The organism is Pseudomonas laurylsulfativorans, assembly GCF_002906155.1.
GTDB classification, from domain to species: Bacteria; Pseudomonadota; Gammaproteobacteria; order Pseudomonadales; family Pseudomonadaceae; genus Aquipseudomonas; species Aquipseudomonas laurylsulfativorans.
The window spans coordinates 666,382-687,601 of sequence record NZ_MUJK01000002.1 but is presented as its reverse complement, the minus strand read 5'-3'; the positions used below and the strand labels follow the sequence as shown (position 1 = coordinate 687,601).

At 60.4% G+C, this 21,220-nt stretch carries 25 protein-coding genes; 8 read left to right on the top strand and 17 right to left on the bottom strand.

Going from position 1 to position 21,220, the window contains the following annotated elements; all coding sequences use genetic code 11:
- Positions 1-80: 80 nt before the first annotated feature.
- Together B0D71_RS09525 and B0D71_RS09520 are read right to left on the bottom strand one after the other, a co-directional pair.
- The gene (locus tag B0D71_RS09525; RefSeq protein WP_095945146.1) at positions 81-386 is read right to left on the bottom strand and encodes a ribbon-helix-helix domain-containing protein; all 306 of its coding nucleotides are present in this window, start codon (positions 384-386) and stop codon (positions 81-83) included.
- Between the two features lie 14 nt (positions 387-400).
- Positions 401-982: a DJ-1/PfpI family protein gene (locus tag B0D71_RS09520; protein ID WP_103394540.1), complete on the bottom strand. Its 582-nt coding sequence runs from the start codon at positions 980-982 to the stop codon at positions 401-403.
- A 322-nt stretch (positions 983-1,304) separates the two neighbouring features.
- Between B0D71_RS09520 and B0D71_RS09515 the strand changes: the two genes are divergently transcribed.
- The gene (locus B0D71_RS09515) at positions 1,305-2,195 is read left to right on the top strand and encodes a DMT family transporter (protein WP_103394539.1); all 891 of its coding nucleotides are present in this window, start codon (positions 1,305-1,307) and stop codon (positions 2,193-2,195) included.
- Positions 2,196-2,270: 75 nt separating this feature from the next.
- On the opposite strand, the gene B0D71_RS09510 is transcribed toward B0D71_RS09515, so the two are convergent.
- The 3 genes from B0D71_RS09510 to B0D71_RS09500 all read right to left on the bottom strand — a co-directional run bounded on the left by B0D71_RS09510 (position 2,271) and on the right by B0D71_RS09500 (position 4,261).
- On the bottom strand, positions 2,271-3,485 hold the full coding sequence (locus tag B0D71_RS09510; RefSeq protein WP_103394538.1) for a class I SAM-dependent methyltransferase: 1,215 nt from the start codon (positions 3,483-3,485) through the stop codon (positions 2,271-2,273).
- A gap of 132 nt (positions 3,486-3,617) precedes the next feature.
- On the bottom strand, positions 3,618-3,980 hold the full coding sequence (locus tag B0D71_RS09505) for a hypothetical protein (protein ID WP_103394537.1): 363 nt from the start codon (positions 3,978-3,980) through the stop codon (positions 3,618-3,620).
- 2 nt (positions 3,981-3,982) lie between these two features.
- Entirely contained in the window at positions 3,983-4,261 is a 279-nt protein-coding gene (locus tag B0D71_RS09500) for an Ogr/Delta-like zinc finger protein (protein ID WP_103394536.1), read from the bottom strand.
- Between the two features lie 300 nt (positions 4,262-4,561).
- Between B0D71_RS09500 and B0D71_RS09495 the strand changes: the two genes are divergently transcribed.
- Complete coding sequence (locus B0D71_RS09495) at positions 4,562-4,987, top strand: helix-turn-helix domain-containing protein (RefSeq protein ID WP_205885988.1); 426 nt, start codon at positions 4,562-4,564, stop codon at positions 4,985-4,987.
- 143 nt (positions 4,988-5,130) lie between these two features.
- Here B0D71_RS09495 and B0D71_RS09490 read toward each other — a convergent pair whose 3' ends face one another.
- From B0D71_RS09490 to B0D71_RS09470, 5 genes are all read right to left on the bottom strand, one after another.
- Positions 5,131-5,487, bottom strand: coding sequence for a putative holin (locus tag B0D71_RS09490; protein ID WP_103394535.1), 357 nt, complete (start codon positions 5,485-5,487; stop codon positions 5,131-5,133).
- Positions 5,474-5,776: a helix-turn-helix domain-containing protein gene (locus B0D71_RS09485; protein WP_103394534.1), complete on the bottom strand. Its 303-nt coding sequence runs from the start codon at positions 5,774-5,776 to the stop codon at positions 5,474-5,476. Before B0D71_RS09485 ends, B0D71_RS09490 begins: the two co-directional genes overlap by 14 nt.
- Positions 5,777-5,906: 130 nt before the next feature.
- Positions 5,907-6,524 carry a TPM domain-containing protein gene (locus B0D71_RS09480; protein WP_103394533.1) on the bottom strand — a complete coding sequence of 206 codons (618 nt, stop codon included), beginning with the start codon at positions 6,522-6,524 and terminating at the stop codon, positions 5,907-5,909.
- A 28-nt stretch (positions 6,525-6,552) separates the two neighbouring features.
- Positions 6,553-7,308: a TPM domain-containing protein gene (locus tag B0D71_RS09475; RefSeq protein WP_103394532.1), complete on the bottom strand. Its 756-nt coding sequence runs from the start codon at positions 7,306-7,308 to the stop codon at positions 6,553-6,555.
- A gap of 37 nt (positions 7,309-7,345) precedes the next feature.
- Positions 7,346-7,951, bottom strand: a complete 606-nt coding sequence (locus tag B0D71_RS09470) for a LemA family protein (RefSeq protein ID WP_103394531.1) — start codon at positions 7,949-7,951, stop codon at positions 7,346-7,348.
- A 263-nt stretch (positions 7,952-8,214) separates the two neighbouring features.
- On the opposite strand from B0D71_RS09470, the gene bglX reads away from it, so the two are divergent.
- Positions 8,215-10,506 (top strand): beta-glucosidase BglX, encoded by a 2,292-nt coding sequence (gene bglX / locus B0D71_RS09465; protein WP_103394530.1) that lies wholly within the window; start codon positions 8,215-8,217, stop codon positions 10,504-10,506.
- A gap of 141 nt (positions 10,507-10,647) precedes the next feature.
- Here the strand turns inward: bglX and B0D71_RS09455 are convergent, their stop codons facing one another.
- From B0D71_RS09455 to B0D71_RS09435, 5 genes are all read right to left on the bottom strand, one after another.
- On the bottom strand, positions 10,648-11,805 hold the full coding sequence (locus B0D71_RS09455; protein WP_103394529.1) for a phospholipase D-like domain-containing protein: 1,158 nt from the start codon (positions 11,803-11,805) through the stop codon (positions 10,648-10,650).
- Position 11,806: 1 nt separating this feature from the next.
- Positions 11,807-12,397: a YceI family protein gene (locus B0D71_RS09450; RefSeq protein ID WP_103394528.1), complete on the bottom strand. Its 591-nt coding sequence runs from the start codon at positions 12,395-12,397 to the stop codon at positions 11,807-11,809.
- Between the two features lie 169 nt (positions 12,398-12,566).
- Entirely contained in the window at positions 12,567-12,890 is a 324-nt protein-coding gene (locus B0D71_RS09445; protein WP_103394527.1) for an amidase, read from the bottom strand.
- Complete coding sequence (locus B0D71_RS09440) at positions 12,887-13,981, bottom strand: serine hydrolase domain-containing protein (protein ID WP_103394526.1); 1,095 nt, start codon at positions 13,979-13,981, stop codon at positions 12,887-12,889. Before B0D71_RS09440 ends, B0D71_RS09445 begins: the two co-directional genes overlap by 4 nt.
- Before the next feature lie 154 nt (positions 13,982-14,135).
- Positions 14,136-15,014: an acyl-CoA dehydrogenase middle domain-containing protein gene (locus B0D71_RS09435; RefSeq protein ID WP_103394525.1), complete on the bottom strand. Its 879-nt coding sequence runs from the start codon at positions 15,012-15,014 to the stop codon at positions 14,136-14,138.
- Positions 15,015-15,159: 145 nt separating this feature from the next.
- Between B0D71_RS09435 and olsB the strand changes: the two genes are divergently transcribed.
- Together olsB and B0D71_RS09425 are read left to right on the top strand one after the other, a co-directional pair.
- Entirely contained in the window at positions 15,160-15,915 is a 756-nt protein-coding gene (olsB, locus tag B0D71_RS09430; RefSeq protein WP_103394524.1) for an L-ornithine N(alpha)-acyltransferase, read from the top strand.
- Entirely contained in the window at positions 15,915-16,706 is a 792-nt protein-coding gene (locus B0D71_RS09425; protein WP_103394523.1) for a lysophospholipid acyltransferase family protein, read from the top strand. The genes olsB and B0D71_RS09425 overlap by 1 nt, the downstream gene beginning before the upstream one ends.
- 119 nt (positions 16,707-16,825) lie before the next feature.
- Here the strand turns inward: B0D71_RS09425 and B0D71_RS09420 are convergent, their stop codons facing one another.
- Entirely contained in the window at positions 16,826-17,404 is a 579-nt protein-coding gene (locus B0D71_RS09420; RefSeq protein ID WP_103394522.1) for an acyl carrier protein phosphodiesterase, read from the bottom strand.
- A 170-nt stretch (positions 17,405-17,574) separates the two neighbouring features.
- Between B0D71_RS09420 and B0D71_RS09415 the strand changes: the two genes are divergently transcribed.
- The 3 genes from B0D71_RS09415 to B0D71_RS09405 all read left to right on the top strand — a co-directional run bounded on the left by B0D71_RS09415 (position 17,575) and on the right by B0D71_RS09405 (position 20,206).
- Complete coding sequence (locus tag B0D71_RS09415; protein ID WP_007983055.1) at positions 17,575-17,877, top strand: ArsR/SmtB family transcription factor; 303 nt, start codon at positions 17,575-17,577, stop codon at positions 17,875-17,877.
- A gap of 94 nt (positions 17,878-17,971) precedes the next feature.
- Positions 17,972-19,135, top strand: a complete 1,164-nt coding sequence (locus B0D71_RS09410) for an MFS transporter (RefSeq protein WP_103394521.1) — start codon at positions 17,972-17,974, stop codon at positions 19,133-19,135.
- Between the two features lie 21 nt (positions 19,136-19,156).
- Positions 19,157-20,206 (top strand): alkene reductase, encoded by a 1,050-nt coding sequence (locus tag B0D71_RS09405; RefSeq protein ID WP_015093859.1) that lies wholly within the window; start codon positions 19,157-19,159, stop codon positions 20,204-20,206.
- Positions 20,207-20,495: 289 nt separating this feature from the next.
- Here the strand turns inward: B0D71_RS09405 and emhR are convergent, their stop codons facing one another.
- Positions 20,496-21,128 carry an efflux system transcriptional repressor EmhR gene (gene emhR / locus B0D71_RS09400; protein WP_103394520.1) on the bottom strand — a complete coding sequence of 211 codons (633 nt, stop codon included), beginning with the start codon at positions 21,126-21,128 and terminating at the stop codon, positions 20,496-20,498.
- Positions 21,129-21,220 lie beyond the last annotated feature (92 nt).

Below are 21,220 nucleotides of genomic sequence, written 5' to 3'. Positions count from 1 at the left end.
GTAAAGACCAAGCCGGGATTTCTGTCGCCTGCACCATCGCCATCGCGAGCTTGCCCGCGATGGCGTCGACAGGACCTTCCTTACTTCGCCGCAGCCCGCACCACCGACAACTCCGGCGCTGACGTCCGCCGCTGACTCAGGTAGCGCGTACAACTGACCCGCAAGAACGAAGCGAAATTGACCACCTCGCCGCGATAGTCCATCACCTCTTCATACAGCTTGGCGATCAACTGATTGGTGGTCATGCCGTCGACTTCGGCGATTTCGCTGAGGATGTCCCAAAACTGATTCTCCAGCCGCAGAGTGGTCACCACCCCGCAGATGCGCAGCGAGCGGGAGCGCGATTCGTAGAGTATCGGGTCGGCTTTGACGTACAGCTCGCACATGGACATGTCCCTCGTTACAGCGTGATTTTGGTACCCAGCAACCCCAGGAAGCCGGCCAGCCAGTTCGGGTGCGCAGGCCAGGCCGGCGCCGTGGCCAGATTGCCCTGAACATGGCCGTCCGTCACCGGGATGTCGATGTACGTACCGCCCGCCAGTCGCACTTCTGGTGCGCAGGCTGGATAAGCGCTGCATTCGCGACCTTCGAGTACACCCGCGGCCGCCAGCAACTGCGCGCCATGGCAGACGGCGGCGATCGGCTTGCCGGCCTGGTCGAACGCGCGCACCAGTTCCAGGACCTTTTCGTTCAGGCGCAGGTACTCCGGCGCACGGCCACCCGGAATCAGCACGGCGTCATAATCGGCGGCGTTAACCCTGGCGAAGTCGAAGTTGAGGGCAAACAGGTGACCGGGTTTTTCGCTGTAGGTCTGGTCGCCTTCAAAGTCATGGATCGCTGTGCGCACGGTCTGGCCGGCGGTTTTGTCCGGGCAAACGGCGTGCACCGTATGGCCGACCATCAGCAGCGCCTGGAACGGCACCATCACTTCATAGTCTTCGACATAGTCACCGACCAGCATCAGGATCTTTTTCGCAGCCATGGGGAGGACTCCTCTGGAAGTGGGCGTGCAGGAGTATTCAAGGTAGTCCTTATCCGGCTGGGTGGGTAACAACCGGCTACTACCTTGTGGCGAGGGGGCTTGCCCCCGTTCGCCTGCGAAGCAGGCGCAAAATCGGACACCACGGTTCGATTGATGAAACCGGAAAGGGGCTGCTGCGCAGCCCAACGGGGGCAAGCCCCCTCGCCACAAAGGTTTGTTTGCAACTGTACGGATAACTCTGCACCTAGCTGTAACAGCGGCTTACACCAGGTTTATGGCTATATAACGACATCCCCCATCACCCACGATTCTGGTTGCCATCATGTCCTCGCGCGAAAACACCGGCATGGCCCTGGGCCTGCTCGGCGTTGTGATCTTCAGCCTCACCCTGCCCTTCACCCGGATTGTCGTGCAGGAACTCCACCCCCTGCTGAACGGCCTGGGCCGGGCATTGTTTGCGGCGGTTCCTGCGGCGTTACTGTTGCTGTGGCGCCGGGAAAAATGGCCGACCTGGAAGCAGGTAAAAGGCCTCACGCTGGTGATGGCCGGGGTGATCCTCGGCTTCCCGGTATTGTCGGCATGGGCCATGCAAACCTTGCCGGCATCCCATGGCGCGCTGGTCAACGGTTTGCAACCGCTGTGCGTAGCGCTGTACGCCGCATGGCTGTCCCATGAACGGCCTTCGAAAGCCTTCTGGGCCTGCGCCGCATTGGGCAGCGCGCTGGTGCTCGGTTATGCACTGATCAGCGGCGCCGGCAGTATCCAGGCCGGTGACTTGCTGATGCTTGGCGCCATTGCCGTGGGCGGATTGGGGTATGCCGAGGGAGGCCGACTGGCCAGGGAGATGGGCGGCTGGCAGGTGATCTGTTGGGCGCTGGTGCTGTCAACCCCGCTACTGATCGGCCCGGTGGTGTACCTGGCACTGCAGCATCAGGGCGAGATCTCCACCAAGACCTGGTGGGCCTTCGGTTATGTCTCGCTGTTTTCACAGTTCATCGGCTTTTTCGCCTGGTACGCCGGGCTGGCCATGGGCGGCATTGCCCGGGTCAGTCAGATCCAGTTGCTGCAGATCTTCTTCACCATCGCCTTTTCAGCGTTGTTCTTCGGGGAGCATGTGGAGCCGATCACCTGGCTGTTTGCTGGTGGGGTGATCGTCACTGTGATGCTGGGGCGCAAGACGGCAGTCAGCCCCGCGCGCATTGCCACCACATGAACCCTGTAGGAGCCGGCTTGCTGGCGATGACGATTTTGAGGACGCCATCGCCAGCAAGCCGGCTCCTACAGGGAGTCAGAGGTAGCCGTCCGCTCGCAGTAGGGTTTCCAGGCAATGCTCGGTGATGTGGTAGAAATCCTTCAATTCCTGAATCTTCGCCAGCAACTGGGTCGAGTCCACCGGTTCGGCGCGCTTGACCGCCAGGATCATCTTGTTCTTGTTGGTGTGGTCCAGTGAGATGAACTCGAACACCTTGGTCTCGTAGCCGCAGGCCTCAAGGAACAACGCGCGCAAACTATCAGTGACCATCTCGGCCTGCTGGCCCAGGTGCAAGCCGTATTGCAGCATCGGCTTGAGCAGCGCCGGGCTCTGGATTTGCAGGCGGATCTGTTTGTGGCAGCAAGGCGAGCACATGATGATCGCCGCGCCGGAGCGAATACCGGTGTGGATAGCATAGTCGGTGGCGATATCGCAGGCATGCAGGGCGATCATCACATCCAGCTCGCTCGGCGCCACGCTGCGTACGTCACCGCACTTGAACACCAGCCCCGGATGCTCCAGCTTTGCCGCCGCTGCGTTGCACAGGGTGACCATGTCTTCCCGCAGCTCGACGCCGGTCACTTCGCCTTCGGCCTTCAAGGTGTTGCGCAGATAGTCGTGGATGGCGAAGGTCAGGTAACCCTTGCCCGACCCGAAGTCCGCCACACGCACCGGTTTGTCCAGCGCCAGGGGTGACGAAGTCAGCGCATGGCTGAACACTTCGATGAACTTGTTGATCTGCTTCCACTTGCGCGACATCGCCGGGATCAGCTCATGCTGCTTGTTGGTCACACCCAGGTCGGCGAGAAATGGCCGGCTAAGGTCAAGAAAACGGTTTTTCTCACGGTTGTGCTCGGCCGATGGCACTTCGCGCAATTGCTGAGGTTTGCTCTTGAACAGCGATGACTTGCCCTTTTTGCTGTATTCGAGCTGGGCTTCGTCGGTCAGCGACAACAAATGCGCATTCTTGAACGATGCGGGCAGCAACTCGGCAATGCTGGTCACGCCTTCGGCCAGCGGCAGGTTCTTGGTGATATCGCGAGTCTTGTAGCGGTAAACAAAAGACAGGCAAGGCTGCGTCTTGACCGTCACCGGTTTGATGATGATCCGCTGCAGGTCCGTTTCATCGCCCACGTACTTGGCCAGCACCAGTTTAATGAACGCATTGTGCTCGAGGCTGGTTTGCAGCAAGTCGATGAACTGGGCGTGATGATCCGGCGCGAGGCTGGCGGGAGTGGCGGTGACAGACATGGAAAAACGGCCTCAGGCGATGCAAATCGAAGAATGCCGGTATTTTAAGGGGGACGAGGACTTTGGGCACGGGGTTATTTTGTGGCAGGTCCCAGTCATGCAGCCCAGGACCTCAACACAATCGTTGAAACCTCAGGGCTCCACCACGCGAAGCCTGCGGCTGTTCGGTGAGTTGATGATGTGTTTGACGATCAGCCCCACTGGTACCGCCCAGGTCAGGCCATTGGCCGGGTCAGTCACCACGGCGACCCTGTCGGAACTGGCATCGATGTCCAGGCGGCGGCGGTCGTTGTATGACTTGAGTACCCCATAGGCACGGCTAACCAGCCTTTCCGCCAAGTGCATCGGCACATCCATGTTCTGCAAATGCTTCACCGCGCGACAAAACAGGACTTGATCATCGATCCCCCCTTCACTTTCATGACGCCCCAGAAACGCTTGGGCTATGGCCAAAAGCTCGTCATTCATCTCTGCATTTTCATCGATAAGCATCATGTTCACGTCTCCTGCTGCACGTCTGCCATGGCAGGACTGACTGCCACGGGCCGGGCGGCACGGCGCAAATCAGGTCCAGCGCAAGGCAGGCGTACGGCGGGGTTGGGCATACCGCTGGGCGAAAGTTCATGGGTCATTTCAAATTCGGCACGTACGGACCAACCGCAAGCCTCCGACGTGCATTGCAGATACGCCACCCGCAGGAAAATATGCCGGCCTTCGCTGGTGCGGATGCGCATCCGGCTCAAGCAGTGCGGGCACACCATTTTATAAGTACTCATGCTTGAATTCCGGCGGTCATCGGGTGGCAATCAACCTGATCAAACGCAATACTGCTTGAGCCCTTCATCGTGGCACTCCGGACTTGCGAACAGTGTCTGCCAGACATAAGGAAGTGCATCGGGCAGACGCGTAATGGGGACGAGCCATGCTCGTAGGAAATCACCCTGATACCATTAGGAAGTTTCGACATCGTATTCTTCTGACTCATCTTTGATGATTGATTACTTACAAGAAAAAAAGTACTCATTACGCATAAATTAGGCACTCAAAAAGCATATGTCAAAAGGAAGAGGCTCAAATTGCGTAGCAAAAAATCACAAGCTGTTCTGGCTCGCCTAAAGCAAGTTACCGGCACAAAAACCGATGCTTCTTTATCTTCAGCGCTACAGATCAGCCCGCAAACCCTTAGCAGCTGGAAAGGCCGCGACAGCACACCATACTCATTATGCGTAGAAATCGCTCAAACCCGGGGAATCTCCCTTGACTGGCTGCTGCTGGGCGAAGGTCCGATTTTGAGACAAACAGTTACTGATTCTTCAGAGGCCAACCAGGAAAGCACAACACGGGAAAACACCATTCTCGCGCTCTGGCGGTTGCTCGACGAAAATGATCGCTGCGCCATACAAAACGCACTTGAGGAAAAGCAACGATTGCGTGATATGGAACTCAGGCTCTCCGAAATGGCCGCTATTCTGGCAACACTTAAACCTGTGAATGAAACTTGATGACCTATGTCATCCAAAGTTTCATTGCTTCAAGAAGTGCTACGGACAACAGGCAGAAGTGCGCTGAAAACACGACAAACCTAACGCACTGACCAAGTGAGCCACGCTCGCTCCCCACACCAAAGCAGCCTTTTCACGGACCATCACCTTCGCCCTCTCAGGTGGCGAATGATTTCGCCGAGACCGGCACCATCGATCCACCGCATGAGTTTGATACTGATAGGAATAACGATCAGGGCGCAAAGAAAGGCCGTTACACCTTCCGTCAGAAATGACGCCAGCGGATGTGCGGCAGGCGTGAACAGGTAACCAACACCCGCAGACAGCAACCAGGAACCGATGCGCTGCCAGGTCTTGAAGTTAGTGCGAGTGGTGGTGACCAGCCACGCGCCGAGCATTGCACCGAACAGTACCTCGCCATTAATGACTGGCAGTGTCGCAATCCCCATCCCCAACATGAGCCCATTGATACCGTTGTAGGCCGAGTCAGTCAGGCTCATGTGCACCTCGCGCAACGACCGAGTCCACGATGATTGCGCCCGTCTCGATCGCTTTGAGCAATGCGCAAGTGCGGGAGCTGACGTCGAACTTTCGGCGAATATTGGCAAAGTGAAAATTGACGGTAGATTCCGTGCAATTCTCGATCCTGGCGATTTCCCAGGAGGTTTTGCCTTTGAAACACCACATCAGGATTTGTGTTTCTTTCGCCGTCAGCTTCGCCTTGGGTGTACGACCCTCTGCGCCACGAACTGCCCGTGCCAAAGAGTCAATCGATTGTTGGGTTGCCATAAGAATCCCTCTTCGCGGGGACACCCGTCGCTGGGCGTCCACTGTTAGAGAGAAATACTGACGACACAGCCAAACCCGGACAATTGGCGGGAGTTGTAACCGCGAGCGCTACACAACGCCACGGCAAGACTTAGCCGAGCACGACCAACCGGTTCGGCAACTCATTGCGCACATGGGTCACAGGCACATGCACCTTGAGCAACTCGCCACAGGCTTCGACGCAGCTGACAAACCCTTGCAGCGTCTGCCCCTGCTTCACTTGCTGGGTGAACGTGGCGACGATGGCGTCCCAGTTCTTGTTGTCCAGGCGACTGGAAATCCCTTCATCCACCAGGATCTCCACATAACGCTCGGCCTCGGAGACGAAAATCAGCACGCCGGTGCTGCCTTCGGTGTGATGCAGGTTCTGCTCCAGGAATTGCCGGCGCGCCAGGTTCGAGGCGCGCCAGTGGCGCACCGAGCGCGGGATGAGATGAGTAGTGACCTTTGGCAAGCGGAACACCAGGCACAGCACGATGAAGATGGCCCATTGCACCAGCAGCAGACTGTGCATGGTCAGCCAACCGGTGAGGTAATGCACGATGCCCGGCACCAGCAGCGCCAGCAGGCTGGCCCACAGCAACGGGATGTACGCATAGTCGTCGGCGCGGGCCGCGAGTACGGTCACCAGTTCAGCGTCGGTGTCGCGCTCGACCCGGGCGATTGCCTCGGCCACTTTGCGTTGCTCGTGTTCAGTCAGTAATGCCATGTCGTGAATTGCCTGCTCATTTTTATGATCACCAGCCGCCGGACGAACCGCCACCGCCGAAGCTGCCCCCGCCGCCGCTGAAGCCTCCACCTCCACCGCCGCCGCCAAAGCCACCACCGCCAAAACCGCCCCCTGATCCCCCGGTGCCGCCCCGGCCGGCGGGAAGAATACCGAGCATCTGGCACACAAAAACAGTCAGGATGAACAACATCACCAAAAACACGAACAACCCGGGATGGCGCGAGACGAAATCGTCCCCCGGATCACCTCTGGATTCATACGCCGTGGAGGGTTCGTCCAGGGGGTTGCCCCCCAGCACCACCAGCATCGCCGCCACGCCGTCACTGATGCCTTTACTGAAGTTGCCGGTCTTGAACGCCGGGGTGATGACCTGGTTGATGATCACCGAACTCTGGGCATCGGTCAGGCGATCCTCCAGGCCATAGCCGACTTCGATACGCAGCCGGCGCTCCTCCTTGGCCACGATCAGCAAGGCACCGTTGTTCTTGTCCTTCTGCCCGATTCCCCAGTGCCGGCCAAGCTGGTAACCGAAGTCGGCGATGTCAGTGCCTTGCAAATCCGGCAAAGTCACTACCACAAGCTGCTCGCCGGTGGCTTGTTCATGGGCCTGAAGTTGTTGGGTGAGCTGCTGGCGCACCGATGGTTCGATCATCTGTGCGTTGTCGACCACCCGCCCGGTCAGCGCCGGAAAACTCAGTTCGGCCCGGGCGGTGATCACTACCGCCCACAACAACAGCATCAGGCCCGCTTTCAACACGCGCATTGGCAACCTCTTGCGTAGTGACGCCGATCAGCGCTTTTCAGAATTTGACCTCGGGGGCCTTTTCCGAGCCTGGTGTGGCTTCGAAGGTCGCGCGCATCGGCAGGTCGCTGTACATCACGGTATGCCACAAACGGCCGGGGAACGTGCGGATCTCGGTGTTGTATTTCTGCACGGCGAGGATGAAGTCACGCCGGGCCACGCTGATGCGGTTCTCGGTGCCTTCGAGCTGCGACTGCAGGGCGAGGAAGTTCTGGTTGGCCTTCAGGTCCGGATAGCGTTCGGAGACCACCATCAAACGGCTCAAGGCGCCGCTGAGCTGATCCTGGGCCTGTTGGTACTGCTTGAGTTTTTCCGGGTTGTCGAGCGTCGAGGCATCCACCTGGATCGACGTAGCCTTGGCCCGGGCCTCGATGACCGCCGTCAGCGTCTCTTCTTCATGTTTGGCATAGCCCTTGACGGTTTCCACCAGGTTGGGAATCAGGTCGGCGCGCCGCTGATACTGGTTCTGCACCTGGCCCCAGGCGGCCTTGGCCTGTTCATCGAGGGTCGGGATGTTGTTGATGCCGCAGGCGGTCAGCAACGTGGCCAGCATCAACAGCGTGACGACCTGCAAACGCGAGCGGTAGGTTGGACTTACATTCATCAGGATGATGCTCCCTTGTACATTTCATGAAAAAACCGACCGTGAAACCTTCTGAGCCGGCTCTTGGGGCATAATCGCCCGCGCCTCTGGATTGCAACGGGCCGATGGGCTAAAAAGAGGCCCTGCACGAAAACGCATCCGCCACCTGGCTGTCGTTTTTTGGCACTGGTTTTTTGAGCCGGCACCCGAACAACAATAGACGCTCCCTAAATTTTGGCTGGCCGGCGTGTACATCGCCGTTTGGGCCCTTGAGAAAACTATTCATGAAGAAGCTGTGTTTGCTGGGCCTGTTCGTCAGCCTGGCCAGTCATAACGTATTGGCCGCCACGACGCCCGCACCCCTGGAGAACAAGGAAGCCTTCGTCAGCAACCTGATGAAGCAAATGACCCTCGATGAAAAAATCGGTCAGTTGCGCCTGATCAGCATCGGCCCGGAAATGCCTCGCGAAATGATCCGCAAGGAAATCGCGGCGGGCAACATCGGCGGTACGTTCAACTCGATCACCCGCCCGGAAAACCGCCCGATGCAGGACGCGGCCATGCGCAGCCGCCTGAAGATCCCGATGTTCTTCGCCTACGACGTGATCCACGGTCACCGCACCATTTTCCCGATTCCGCTGGCCCTGGCTTCGAGCTGGGACATGGACGCCATTGGCCTGTCCGGGCGCATCGCCGCCAAGGAAGCCGCGGCTGACAGCCTCGACATCACCTTCGCGCCGATGGTCGACATCTCTCGCGACCCACGCTGGGGACGTACCTCCGAAGGCTTCGGCGAAGACACCTACCTGGTGTCGCGCATTGCCGGCGTAATGGTCAAGGCGTTCCAGGGCACCGGCGCCAACGCCGCCGACAGCATCATGGCCAGCGTCAAGCACTTCGCCCTGTACGGCGCGGTCGAGGGTGGCCGTGACTACAACGTGGTCGACATGAGCCCGGTCAAGATGTACCAGGACTACCTGCCGCCGTACCGCGCCGCCATCGATGCCGGCGCGGGCGGCGTGATGGTCGCGCTGAACTCGATCAACGGCGTGCCGGCCACGGCCAACACCTGGCTGATGAACGACCTGTTGCGCAAGGAGTGGGGCTTCAAGGGCCTGGCCGTCAGCGACCACGGAGCGATTTTCGAGCTGATCAAGCACGGCGTTGCCGCCGACGGTCGCGAAGCGGCGAAGCTGGCGATCAAGGCCGGCATCCACATGAGCATGAACGACACCCTGTACGGCAAAGAGCTGCCAGGGCTGCTGAAGTCCGGCGAGATCCAGCAGAGCGATATCGACAACGCCGTGCGTGCGGTGCTGGACGCCAAGTACGACATGGGCCTGTTCAAGGACCCGTACCTGCGCATCGGCAAGGCCGAGGATGACCCGGTCGACACCTACGCCGACAGCCGCCTGCACCGCGCCGAGGCCCGTGATGTGGCGCGCCGCAGCCAGGTACTGTTGAAGAACCAGAACGAAACCCTGCCGCTGAAGAAAACCGCGAAAATCGCTCTGGTCGGTCCGCTGGCCAAGGCGCCGATCGACATGATGGGCAGCTGGGCCGCAGCCGGTAAGCCGACGCAATCGGTGACCCTGTTCGACGGCATGACCAACGCCCTGAGTGATAAGTCGACACTGATCTACGCCCGAGGCGCCAACATCACCAGCGACCCAAAAATCCTCGGCTACCTGAACTTCCTCAACTTCGATGCCCCGGAAGTGGTGGATGACCCGCGCCCGGCGAACGTGCTGATCGAAGAAGCGGTGAAAGCGGCCAAGGAGGCTGATGTCGTCGTGGCCGCCGTCGGCGAATCCCGTGGCATGTCCCACGAATCGTCGAGCCGCACCGACCTGAACATCCCAGAAAACCAGCGCGAGCTGATCCGCGCCCTGAAAGCCACTGGCAAACCGCTGGTGCTGGTGTTGATGAACGGCCGCCCGCTGACGATCCTCGAAGAGAAAGAACAGGCTGACGCAATCCTGGAAACCTGGTTCACCGGCACCGAAGGCGGCAACGCCATCGCCGACGTGCTGTTCGGCGACTACAACCCGTCGGGCAAACTGCCGATCAGCATCCCGCGCTCGGTGGGCCAGATTCCGACCTACTACAACCACCTGACTATTGGCCGGCCGTTCACCCCGGGCAAACCGGGCAACTACACCTCGCAGTATTTCGATGACACCACCGGCCCCCTGTACCCGTTCGGTTACGGCCTGAGCTACACCGACTTCAGCCTGAGCGACATGGCCCTGTCGTCGACCACACTGAACAAGACCGGCAAGCTCGACGCCAGCGTCACGGTGAAGAACACCGGCAAGCGTGACGGCGAAACCGTGGTGCAGTTGTACATCCAGGACGTGGCCGGTTCGATGATCCGCCCGATCAAGGAACTGAAGAACTTCCAGAAAGTGATGATCAAGGCCGGCGAGCAGAAAGTCGTGCACTTCACCCTCACCGAGGACGACCTGAAGTTCTACAACACCCAGCTCAAATACGCGGCGGAACCAGGCAAGTTCAATGTGCAGATCGGTCTGGATTCAGAGGACGTGACGCAGCAGAGTTTTGAATTGTTGTAACCGTTCAAACACTGCAAAAAACCTGTGGGAGCGAGCTTGCTCGCGATGGCGGTCTGACAGTCGACAGAGATGTTGAATGTTGTGGCCTCATCGCGAGCAAGCTCGCTCCCACAGTGGTATATGGTGTTTGGAAGATAGGGGTTAGCCCCGCCGATCCAGCAGATTCACCACCACCCGATCCACCCATCCCCACACCCGCTGCTTGACCCGCCGCCATAACGGCCGGCGTTGCCATTCTTCCAGGCTGACTTGCTCACTCAACCCGAAGTCCCGTTCGAAACTCGCCGCCACCGCTCGGGTCAACCCGGGGTCCAGGGCTTCCAGGTTGGCTTCCAGGTTGAAGCGCAAATTCCAGTGATCGAAATTGCACGAGCCGATGCTCACCCAGTCATCGATCAAGACCATTTTCAGGTGCAGGAAACACGGCTGGTACTCGAAGATCTTCACCCCGGCCTTGAGCAGTCGCGGATAGTAACGATGCCCGGCGTAGCGCACGGACGGGTGATCGGTACGGGGGCCGGTCAGCAGCAACCGCACATCAACGCCCCGGGCAGCCGCCCGACGCAGGGAACGGCGGACTTTCCAGGTCGGCAAAAAGTACGGCGTGGCCAGCCAGATCCGTCGCTGACCGCTATTCAGGGCACGCACCAGCGATTGCAGAATGTCCCGGTGCTGGCGGGCGTCGGCATAGGCCACCCGCCCCATACCCTCGCCCATGGATGGCACTCGTGGCAGGCGCGGCAAGCCGAAATGCGAGGCGGGCCGCCAAGCGCGACGATGGCGGTTGGCGATCCACTGGCGATCGAACAGAAACTGCCAGTCGAGCACCAGCGGCCCGGTGATTTCCACCATCACCTCGTGCCATTCGCTGACGTCTTCACCCGGTGTCCAGAATTCATCAGTGACGCCTGTGCCACCAACCACTGCCAGGTTCTGGTCCACCAGTAACAGTTTACGGTGATCACGGTAGAAGTTGCCGACCCAGCGTCGCCAGCTCAGGCGATTGTAAAAACGCAGCTCCACGCCGGCCGCCGTCAGCCGCTGACGCAAGGCCAGGGTGAAGGCGAGGCTGCCGTAATCATCGAACAGGCAGCGCACCCGCACACCGCGCTCGGCGGCCTGCACCAATGCCTGGACCATGGCTTCGGCACAGGCGCCCGCCTCCACCAGATACAGCTCCAGCTCGACCTGTTCTTCGGCCCGCGCAATCGCCACCAGCATGCGCGGGAAGAACTGCGGACCATCGACCAGCAGTTCGAAGTGGTTGCCTTCACGCCAGGGAAAAATCGCTCCGGCCATGTCAGCGCGCCGTGAAAATCAGTACCGCACTCACCGGTACCGACAGACTGATCGCCGACAGACCGGCCATTTTGCGCAACGCTTCCAGGCCGGTAGCCAAATCGAAATCCTCGGCGTTGATCACGAGTGGTTCTAAGGTCACCACCTGGAAGCGACGGTCATCGAGACGGGTCGCCAGCAGTTCGGCGTTGTAGGTGTGTTGCTTGCCGTGCAGGTCGACGGTCAGCGGCAGGCGCAATTCCTGTTGCGCGCCGGGAGCGAGGTCGTTGATCGGGCGCAGATCGATTTTCGTAGTGATCAAGGCGTCGGAAAACTGGTCGACCTGGAACAGTTCCTTACGCATGCGCTCATCGCGCAACGGAATGCCGCTGTTGATCGACTCCAGCTCGACTTCCACCTGCGCCAACCCCTCGGGATCGACCTTGCCGTGCAACACCAGAAAGCGCTGCACTTCGGAAACATTGGCGTTTTTGGTGCTGACGAATGACAGACGCGATGACTCGCCATCCAGGTACCAGTCGGCACGAGCCGACAATGCGGCACCGGCCAACAGCAGGAAAGCGAGGGTTTGAAGGGTGGAGCGCTTGAACATAGAGACTCGTGGGGCAGATAAACCTGTGCTGAACCTTAACTGGCCTGTCGCAGGTTGCAAACTTTCTGTTGCTCCTTGAACACATTCCATAGGGCGAGGGAGCTTTTGTGGCGAGGGGGCAAGCCCCCTCGCCACAAAAACTCACCACCACCCAAAGCACATTCCCCGCTCAAGGCTGCAAGCGACACCCCTGGCGCTCGCCGATCCACACCGCGCTGTTGCTACGGCCCATGCCGCTGACCGTGACTCGCTTGCCGGCCGGATCATCGGTAAAGCCGCTGGCGGGCAGCCACTGTTTCACATAGCCGTGGCAGTACTCGGCGTCGTTGTTCATCACGTAGCGGCATGAACAATATTCCTTGGCGGTGTAGGCGCTGATGATGTCGGGAAACGCCCACAGCGCCACCCGCTCGTGCCAGATCCAGCCGAGCAAGGCGATCAGCAGGATCAGCAACAGGGAACTGACCGGTCGGCGGCGAAGGAAACCGGTCATGGCTGCACCCTCCCGGCAAAGGCCTTGAGCGCGAGCTTGAGCAATTCGTTATGCCGGTAGCTGCCGTCGCGGTCATCGCCGTAGCGCACGATCACCAACCGTTCACTGGGAATCACATACATCGCCTGCCCCCAATGACCCAGAGCGGCGAAGGTGTCGGCGGGGGCATCGGGCCAAGGCCGTGCCGCGCCCTCAACGGCCCGATTGAGCCACCAATGGCCACCGGGGACGGCATCGTCTTCGTGCGCGTGATAGTGAGCGAACGGCTCGCGGTTGAACGCCACCCAATCCTTGGGCAGTAGCTGCCTGTCGCCCCAGCGACCCTCGCGGGCCATCAATAGACCGATCCGGGCCAGATCCCGTGCCGTGAGGTAGGCATAGGACGACGCAACGAAAATGCCGGTGGCATCGGTTTCCCACACGGCATGACGAATGCCCAGCGGCTCGAACAGCGCTGCCCACGGATAGTCGGGATAACGGCCGGGGCCGACCATGGCTTTCAATGCGGCGGACAACAGGTTGCTGTCACCGCTGGAGTAGCGAAACGCCTGGCCCGACGCGGCGTGCGCCTCATGTGCCGCAGTGAATGCGGCCATGTCGTGGCGACCGCGGGTATAGAGCATGGCCACCACCGAAGATTTCAGCGGTGCGTATTCGTAGTCTTCTTGCCAATCCAGGCCCGAGGCCCAGTGCAGCAGGTCGGCCATGGTCATGTCGGGGTATTTTTGCAGGGGTGGATAGTACTTCGCCACGGGGTCAGTGAGTTTGAACAACCCTTCGCCATAGGCCACACCGAGGACCGTCGCCATCAGGCTTTTGCTGATCGACCAGGTCAGGTGCGGGGTCTCGGCCGTCGTCGGGCCGGCGTAGCGTTCGTAGATCAACTGGCCGTCGCGGATCACCAGCAAGGCATCGGTGCGAATACCCTGGCGAGTGGCGTTATCGCGGGATGGGAAGGCGTAGGCCTCCAGGGCTTGAAGTACCGGGCCGGCGGGTGTCGGGGCGGTCGGCCATTGCTCGGTGGGCCAGGATTCGGCCCGGACCATGAAGCTGAGCAGCAGCAGGAAAATCAGGGACAAGCCTTTGGGCATGGCGGGAGCTCGGAGGTTGAACCTGCTGAGCCTAGTCGAGGTTGATGACAGTTCTGGAATTTGTGCTGCCGGTGAGGGCGCCATCGCTGGCAAGCCAGCTCCTACAAAAGGCGATGATCATCTGTAGGAGCTGGCTTGCCAGCGATGAGACCCGTCAATACGCCGCCAACGCCTTGGCCAACCGCTTCCCCCGCGCGGCCGCCGCCAGATCCATCACCGCCTGATCCCGCTGCCACATCGCCGCCCACTCCGCAGGCCCTGCGACCAACGCTGCGTTCACCTCAGTCTTGAGCCCGTCAAACTGCGCAAACAACCCGCCTAGCACCACATGCCCGGCCAGACTGGTCGGTGGCTGGCGGCTGGCTTCCGCGCACCCGGCCAGCAACCCCAGCAAACGCAATTGCAAGGATTGCGGCCAGGCACAGTCATGACCGATACCGTACAACCACGCCGTCATGGCGCTCAGTACATAGATGTCCTCAAGCGTGCGGAACGGTTTGACGTACGCATCCCAGCCATCCCCCGCGAGCAATTCGCACAAGGCATTTTCCAGAAACAACCGGCCATGGCTGATGTCCGGCATCAACGGGATCGGCGCCAGTTTTTCAACGCGCACACCCGGCTCATCGCGATAGATCACCGCCAGGCTCAAGCGCGGATCGGCACCGGGCTCTTCGCTGCGCGCCGCCACCAGCAGCCAGTCGGCGGCATCGCCGGCGGTGACGAAATCCTTGCGTCCGCTCAGGCGCAAACCGCTCAGGCGGGTTTGCATGTCGGCCGGGCGCAGGCTGCGCTGTTCGGTGGCGCACAGCGCGCCCAGGCTCAGTGGCGCGCTCGGCCAGAGCATGCGCAAGGCCGCCTGATACCCCACCAGAAACGCCAGCCCCGGCGTCGCCATCAACCGCCCGCCAAGCACAGCCAATTCAAACGGTGTGACCGGCCCCAACTGCTGCAACAAGGTCGCGAAACCTTCGGCCAGATCCGGGTTGGCGGGCAAGCGATCACGGCGATTCAACAGGGTTTGCCAGGGCATAAGAGGCTCCTTGTGGGCTGTCATATAAGCATCACCAAAGCTTAATGGCGATGACACCGGGGCTACATAGCCTGACTTTGCCAGACAAAGAAAGTCGATTCGCTGTAGCCCAAAGACGGGTGAGCAGCCCGCACGGAGATTCGCCATGACTCAGATCGCCCGCATCAGCGACACCGGCAACGAACGCCGCCTGCAAGCCGAACGCCTGGTGGGCGCCGAGGCGTTGCAGGAGGCCCAGGCCTTGCGCTTCAACGTGTTCAGCGGCGAATTCAACGCCAAGCTCAAGGGTGCCGAGCTGGGTCTGGACATGGATGACTACGACGTTCACTGCGCCCACATCGGCGTGCGCGACTTGAATACCGGGCGCTTGGTGGCGACCACCCGTTTGCTCGACCACACGGCTGCCAGCAGCCTGGGCAGGTTTTACAGTGAAGAAGAATTCAGTCTCCACGGCCTGGTGCACCTGCAAGGCCCGATCCTGGAAATCGGCCGTACCTGCGTCGACCCGGCCTACCGCAATGGCGGCACCATCGCCGTACTCTGGGGCGAACTGGCCGAAGTCCTGAACCAGGGCGGCTACAGCTACCTGATGGGTTGCGCGAGCATTCCGATGCAGGATGGCGGCGTGCAGGCCCACGCGATCATGCAGCGTCTGCGCGAACGTTACCTGTGCACCGAACACCTGCGCGCCGAGCCGAAAAAACCGCTGCCGAGCCTGGACATCCCATCGAACGTGATCGCCGAAATGCCACCGCTGCTCAAGGCCTACATGCGCCTGGGCGCGAAGATCTGCGGCGAGCCATGCTGGGACGAAGACTTCCAGGTCGCCGACGTGTTCATCCTGCTCAAGCGCGATGAACTCTGCCCGCGCTATGCAAAACACTTCAAGGCGGCTGTGTAATGAGCCGGTTGCGGGTGTACGCGCGAATCGCGCGAGTGCTGATGGTGGTGACGCTGGGCCTGGGCATGGCCAGTGTGTTCGGGGTGTTCGAGCGCTTGGGCCTGGCCCATTCGATGACGCGCCGGCAGCGCTGGTCGCGGTTTTTCATGGCGCGCCTGAGCAATGCCCTGCCCTTTGACGTGACCGTCCACGGCGAGCTGCCGAAGGCACCGATGCTCTGGGTCAGCAACCACGTGTCCTGGACCGATATCCCGCTGCTGGGCATGCTCACACCGCTATCGTTCCTGTCCAAGGCCGAAGTGCGCACCTGGCCGGTGGCCGGCTGGTTGGCGGCCAAGGCCGGCAGCCTGTTTATCCGCCGTGGCTCGGGTGACAGCCAGTTGATCCGCAAGCAGATGACCCGCCACCTGGAACAAGCACACCCACTGCTGATGTTCCCGGAAGGCACCACCACGGATGGCCGTTCGCTGCGTACCTTCCATGGTCGCCTGCTGTCCGCTGCCATCGATTCCGAAGTGGCGATGCAGCCGGTAGCGATTCGTTATGTGCGTAACGGCGAGCCTTGCGCACTGGCGCCGTTCATTGGCGATGATGATCTGCTCTCGCACTTGATGCGTCTGTTCGCCAATGACCGTGGCGGCGTGGAGATTCATCTGCTCAAGCCCATCGAGTGCCAGGGCCGGGAACGCGCGGCCCTGGCGTTCGAGGCGCAGCAGGCAGTGCAGAAGGTGTTGTTTGGTGAAATTGTCGAACCGCAACGAGCACCGATGCGCCCGGCTATTGCGGCCTGACACAATCCTTGATTCACCGAAATACCCTGTGGGAGCGAGCCTGCTCGCGAATGCGGATTAACATTCAACGAAGATGTTGAATGATCGATCGCCTTCGCGAGCAGGCTCCTACAGGGGGGTTATGTCGTTGGGTAGTTCCGGGCAAAATCCTGCAGCTGTGGATAGAACAACCTGAAGTCATCGCTCAACGGTTCATACAACCGCCGCAACTCTTGCATCGCCGCCGCCAGCTCCTCCGGCCGGGTCAGGCGTCGCGAGATCCCGCGCAACACCTGCTCCAACACTTCGAATTCCTGATACGAACCCAACCAGTCATTGGCCACCATGTGCGGCGCAATCTTCGCCAGCCGCTCCGGCAATTGTCGTTCGCTGGACAGCACGCGGTACACGTCTGAAGTGAACAGCTCCAGCGGCCGGTCGGCATACAGCGCCCAGTCCCGGGCCAGGCAATGGTCGAAAAACACGTCGAGGACGATCCCCGCGTAGCGACGACGGGTCAGGGAGAAGCGTGACAACGCGACGTCCACCAGCGGATGGCGATCGGTGAACACGTCGATGCTGCGATGCAACTGGATGGCCCCTTCGATTTCCGGAGCGAACTGCCCTTGCAGCCGCCCCTTGACGAAATCGCCATACAGACTGCCGAGCAATTGGCCGGGACGCTGGCCACCGAGGTGAAGATGTGCGAGATAGTTCATGGGCGCAGCTTAGCACTGCCCCCTTGTCTTGTTACACTCAACATATCGTTATAACTCGATATACCGAAATGTGAGTTGGTCAGAGCCAAATCATATTTGTATATCGCGAAATACCGATTTAAAGTTCGCCTCATCGCGATATAGCGTTTTACACATCACGAGCCCACATCATGACCATCAATCTCGACGAAATAATAAAAGCCCTGGCGCACCCAGTACGGCGAGAAATCCTGCACTGGCTCAAGGACCCGACCGTCGAATTTCCCGACCAGTCCCACAGCAACGAGCACGGCGTTTGCGCCGGGCAGATCGATCAACGTTGCGGCCTGTCGCAGTCCACGGTGTCCGCACACCTGGCGACCCTGCAACGCGCCGGCCTGATCAGCAGCCGAAAAGTCGGCCAGTGGCATTTCTTCAAACGCAATGAGGAAACCATTCAGGAGTTCCTCAAAACCTTCAGTAAAGAGCTCTGACCCTGTGGGGGCGTTCTCAATTGGTTTTCACGCAGCGCAGGGAAAGCCAATTAAGAACGCCCCCCACGTCAGCCAGCCGACAAGGAATTAAACAATGCCCCTCTCGCTACTCATCCTCGCCTTGAGCGCCTTCGCCATCGGCACTACCGAGTTCGTCATCATGGGCCTGCTGCCCAACGTGGCGGCTGACCTCGGCGTGTCGATTCCCGGTGCCGGCTGGCTGGTGACCGGTTACGCCCTGGGCGTGGCCATCGGCGCGCCGTTCATGGCGCTGGTCACCGCCAAACTGCCGCGCAAGGCAGCCCTGGTGGCGTTGATGGGCATCTTCATTATCGGCAACCTGCTCTGCGCAGTGGCCGGTGACTACAACGTGCTGATGTTCGCTCGTGTGGTCACCGCCCTGTGCCACGGCGCCTTCTTCGGTATCGGTTCAGTGGTAGCCGCCGGCCTGGTGCCGGCGAACAAACGCGCCTCGGCCGTAGCCCTGATGTTCACCGGCCTGACCCTGGCCAACGTCCTCGGTGTACCGCTGGGCACCGCCCTTGGTCAGGAAGCCGGCTGGCGTTCGACCTTCTGGGCCGTGACCGTGATCGGCGTGATTGCGCTGATCGGTTTGATCCGTTTCCTGCCGGCCAAGCGTGATGAAGAAAAACTCGACATGCGTGCCGAACTGGCCGCACTCAAGGGCGGCGGCATCTGGCTGTCCCTGAGCATGACCGCACTGTTCGCCGCCTCGGTGTTCACCCTGTTCACCTACGTCGCGCCGCTGCTTGGCGAAGTCACCGGTGTTTCGCCCCGCGGCGTGACCTGGACCCTGATGCTCATCGGTCTGGGCCTGACGGTCGGCAACATCATCGGCGGCAAGCTGGCCGACAAAGGCATGGCCGCGACGCTGATCGGCGTATTCATCACCATGGCGGTGGTGTCCACCGTGCTGACCTGGACCAGCGTCGCGCTGATTCCGACCGAAATCACCCTGTTCCTCTGGGCCACCGCGTGTTTTGCCGCCGTACCGGCGCTGCAAGTGAACGTAGTGACCTTCGGCAAGGCCGCACCGAACCTGGTGTCGACCTTGAACATCGGCGCTTTCAACGTCGGCAACGCACTCGGTGCCTGGGTCGGCGGCAGCGTGATCGCCCACGGCTTCGGCCTGACCAGCGTGCCGCTCGCGGCAGCCGTACTGGCGGTACTCGCCCTGCTGGTGACCCTGATTACTTTCCGTCAGAGCGGCAATCCCGAGCTGGCACCTGCTAATTGATCTTCAAAAGAGAGATGCTGAATGACCACTATTTTCGATCCGATCAAACTGGGCGACCTCGAGTTGGCCAACCGCATCATCATGGCGCCACTGACCCGCTGCCGCGCCGACGAAGGCCGCGTGCCCAACGCGCTGATGGCTGAATACTACGTGCAGCGTGCTTCGGCCGGCCTGATCCTCAGCGAAGCGACCTCGGTCACCCCGATGGGCGTCGGCTACCCGGACACCCCCGGCATCTGGTCCAACGATCAGGTGCGTGGCTGGTCAAACGTGACCAAGGCTATCCATGGCGCTGGCGGCAAGATCTTCCTGCAACTGTGGCACGTGGGTCGTATTTCCCATGGTTTGTACCTGAACGATGAAGCCCCGGTCGCGCCGAGCGCCATCCAGCCAAAGGGCCACGTCAGCCTGGTGCGTCCGTTGGCCGACTTCCCTGTGCCGCGCGCCCTGGAAACCGCTGAAATCGCCGACATCGTCGATGCTTACCGCGTCGGTGCCGAGAACGCCAAGGCCGCCGGCTTCGACGGTGTGGAAATTCATGCCGCCAACGGTTACCTGCTCGACCAGTTCCTGCAAAGCAGCACCAACCAGCGCACCGACAACTACGGCGGCTCCCTGGAAAACCGTGCCCGCCTGCTGCTGGAAGTGACTGACGCGGCGATCGAAATCTGGGGGGCCGGCCGTGTGGGCGTGCACCTGTCGCCACGCGCCGACCTGCATGACATGGGCGACGACAACCTGGCCGAGACCTTCACCTACGTCGCTCGCGAACTGGGCAAGCGTGGCATTGCCTTCATTTGCTCACGGGAGAAAGAAGGTGCCGACAGCCTCGGCCCACAACTCAAGGAAGCCTTCGGTGGCCCTTACATCGCCAATGAGCGCTTCACCAAGGACAGCGCCAACGCGTTGCTCGCCAGCGGCAAGGCCGATGCAGTCGCCTTCGGCGTACCTTTCATTGCCAACCCTGACCTGCCGGCACGTCTGCAGGCTGACGCGCCGCTGAACGAAGCGCGTCCGGAACTGTTCTACGCCAAGGGCCCGGTTGGCTACATCGACTACCCGACGCTGTAATCGGCAGCCATTGAAACGCAAAAGCCCCGACTCGAAAGAGCCGGGGCTTTTTAATATCTGACGGTTTGACACTATCCACTGTGGGAGCGAGCTTGCTCCCACAGGGGCCGCGATCATCGGCAGATGCTCACAGACTCGACACAAAATCCCTACAAATTACTGAGCTTGCTACCTGTCAACCTGCCGACTGTAAGTATATAAAAGCACCCCATTGTCGAAGGGCGCGTGAAGAACTGTTCATCTTCGGCTTCAACGGTTGACACACAAGACGCCGATTACGCATTTTGCTTTATTTGCGCAGGCTCGGGCTCAAGCGCAGCATGTCCAGCCCTGTATCGACCCAACGCTCGGCTTCGGTGTGCAATTCAAAGCTGTCGGGGGCCAGCAACCACTGGTACAGAATGCCGTCAATATAAGCATGCAGGCTGATGGCGGCGCGGGCAGTGTCGAGGTTTTCCGGCAACTGGCCGCGATTCACGGCATTACTCAGGGCCAGGCCGATTCGCACATTGCATTCGAGGCTGGCTGCCACGCGCTGTTGGCGCAGGTCGCACATTTCATCGGTGAATTCGCACTTATGAAACAGAATCTCATTAATGCGTCGGGTTTTCGGGTCCAGCGCAATTTGATGAAACAAATGAATCAGCAGCTTGCGCATGCAGCCCAGGGGATCGAGTTCGTCTTCGCTCTCGCTGGCCTTGGCCATTTCTTCCAGCGGCTCATGCAAGGTATCGAGCATGGCCTGCACCAGATCCGCCTTGTTGCTGAAATGCCAGTAAATAGCCCCGCGAGTGACGCCGGCCAGGGTCGCGATGTCCGCCAGGGTCGTGCGCGCCACGCCTCGCTCGAAAAAGGCCTTTTCGGCCGCCACGAGAATTTGCGCGCGGGTTTCCTGAGCTTCCTCTTTGGTACGACGGACCATGGCAGTACAACCTCAATCAGGGTGCTTCAGCGATGTCTGAATATCAGCTGAATAAAAGTGGGGCGAACGTTCTAGGGGTTCGTCCCCGGCCT

Coding starts and splice junctions, on each gene's coding strand:
- B0D71_RS09525 (WP_095945146.1), bottom strand. CDS start 386: ATGTGCGAGCTGTACGTCAAAGCCGACCCGATACTCTACGAATCGCGC.
- B0D71_RS09520 (WP_103394540.1), bottom strand. CDS start 982: ATGGCTGCGAAAAAGATCCTGATGCTGGTCGGTGACTATGTCGAAGAC.
- B0D71_RS09515 (WP_103394539.1), top strand. CDS start 1,305: ATGTCCTCGCGCGAAAACACCGGCATGGCCCTGGGCCTGCTCGGCGTT.
- B0D71_RS09510 (WP_103394538.1), bottom strand. CDS start 3,485: ATGTCTGTCACCGCCACTCCCGCCAGCCTCGCGCCGGATCATCACGCC.
- B0D71_RS09505 (WP_103394537.1), bottom strand. CDS start 3,980: ATGATGCTTATCGATGAAAATGCAGAGATGAATGACGAGCTTTTGGCC.
- B0D71_RS09500 (WP_103394536.1), bottom strand. CDS start 4,261: ATGAGTACTTATAAAATGGTGTGCCCGCACTGCTTGAGCCGGATGCGC.
- B0D71_RS09490 (WP_103394535.1), bottom strand. CDS start 5,487: ATGAGCCTGACTGACTCGGCCTACAACGGTATCAATGGGCTCATGTTG.
- B0D71_RS09485 (WP_103394534.1), bottom strand. CDS start 5,776: ATGGCAACCCAACAATCGATTGACTCTTTGGCACGGGCAGTTCGTGGC.
- B0D71_RS09480 (WP_103394533.1), bottom strand. CDS start 6,524: ATGGCATTACTGACTGAACACGAGCAACGCAAAGTGGCCGAGGCAATC.
- B0D71_RS09475 (WP_103394532.1), bottom strand. CDS start 7,308: ATGCGCGTGTTGAAAGCGGGCCTGATGCTGTTGTTGTGGGCGGTAGTG.
- B0D71_RS09470 (WP_103394531.1), bottom strand. CDS start 7,951: ATGAATGTAAGTCCAACCTACCGCTCGCGTTTGCAGGTCGTCACGCTG.
- bglX (WP_103394530.1), top strand. CDS start 8,215: ATGAAGAAGCTGTGTTTGCTGGGCCTGTTCGTCAGCCTGGCCAGTCAT.
- B0D71_RS09455 (WP_103394529.1), bottom strand. CDS start 11,805: ATGGCCGGAGCGATTTTTCCCTGGCGTGAAGGCAACCACTTCGAACTG.
- B0D71_RS09450 (WP_103394528.1), bottom strand. CDS start 12,397: ATGTTCAAGCGCTCCACCCTTCAAACCCTCGCTTTCCTGCTGTTGGCC.
- B0D71_RS09445 (WP_103394527.1), bottom strand. CDS start 12,890: ATGACCGGTTTCCTTCGCCGCCGACCGGTCAGTTCCCTGTTGCTGATC.
- B0D71_RS09440 (WP_103394526.1), bottom strand. CDS start 13,981: ATGCCCAAAGGCTTGTCCCTGATTTTCCTGCTGCTGCTCAGCTTCATG.
- B0D71_RS09435 (WP_103394525.1), bottom strand. CDS start 15,014: ATGCCCTGGCAAACCCTGTTGAATCGCCGTGATCGCTTGCCCGCCAAC.
- olsB (WP_103394524.1), top strand. CDS start 15,160: ATGACTCAGATCGCCCGCATCAGCGACACCGGCAACGAACGCCGCCTG.
- B0D71_RS09425 (WP_103394523.1), top strand. CDS start 15,915: ATGAGCCGGTTGCGGGTGTACGCGCGAATCGCGCGAGTGCTGATGGTG.
- B0D71_RS09420 (WP_103394522.1), bottom strand. CDS start 17,404: ATGAACTATCTCGCACATCTTCACCTCGGTGGCCAGCGTCCCGGCCAA.
- B0D71_RS09415 (WP_007983055.1), top strand. CDS start 17,575: ATGACCATCAATCTCGACGAAATAATAAAAGCCCTGGCGCACCCAGTA.
- B0D71_RS09410 (WP_103394521.1), top strand. CDS start 17,972: ATGCCCCTCTCGCTACTCATCCTCGCCTTGAGCGCCTTCGCCATCGGC.
- B0D71_RS09405 (WP_015093859.1), top strand. CDS start 19,157: ATGACCACTATTTTCGATCCGATCAAACTGGGCGACCTCGAGTTGGCC.
- emhR (WP_103394520.1), bottom strand. CDS start 21,128: ATGGTCCGTCGTACCAAAGAGGAAGCTCAGGAAACCCGCGCGCAAATT.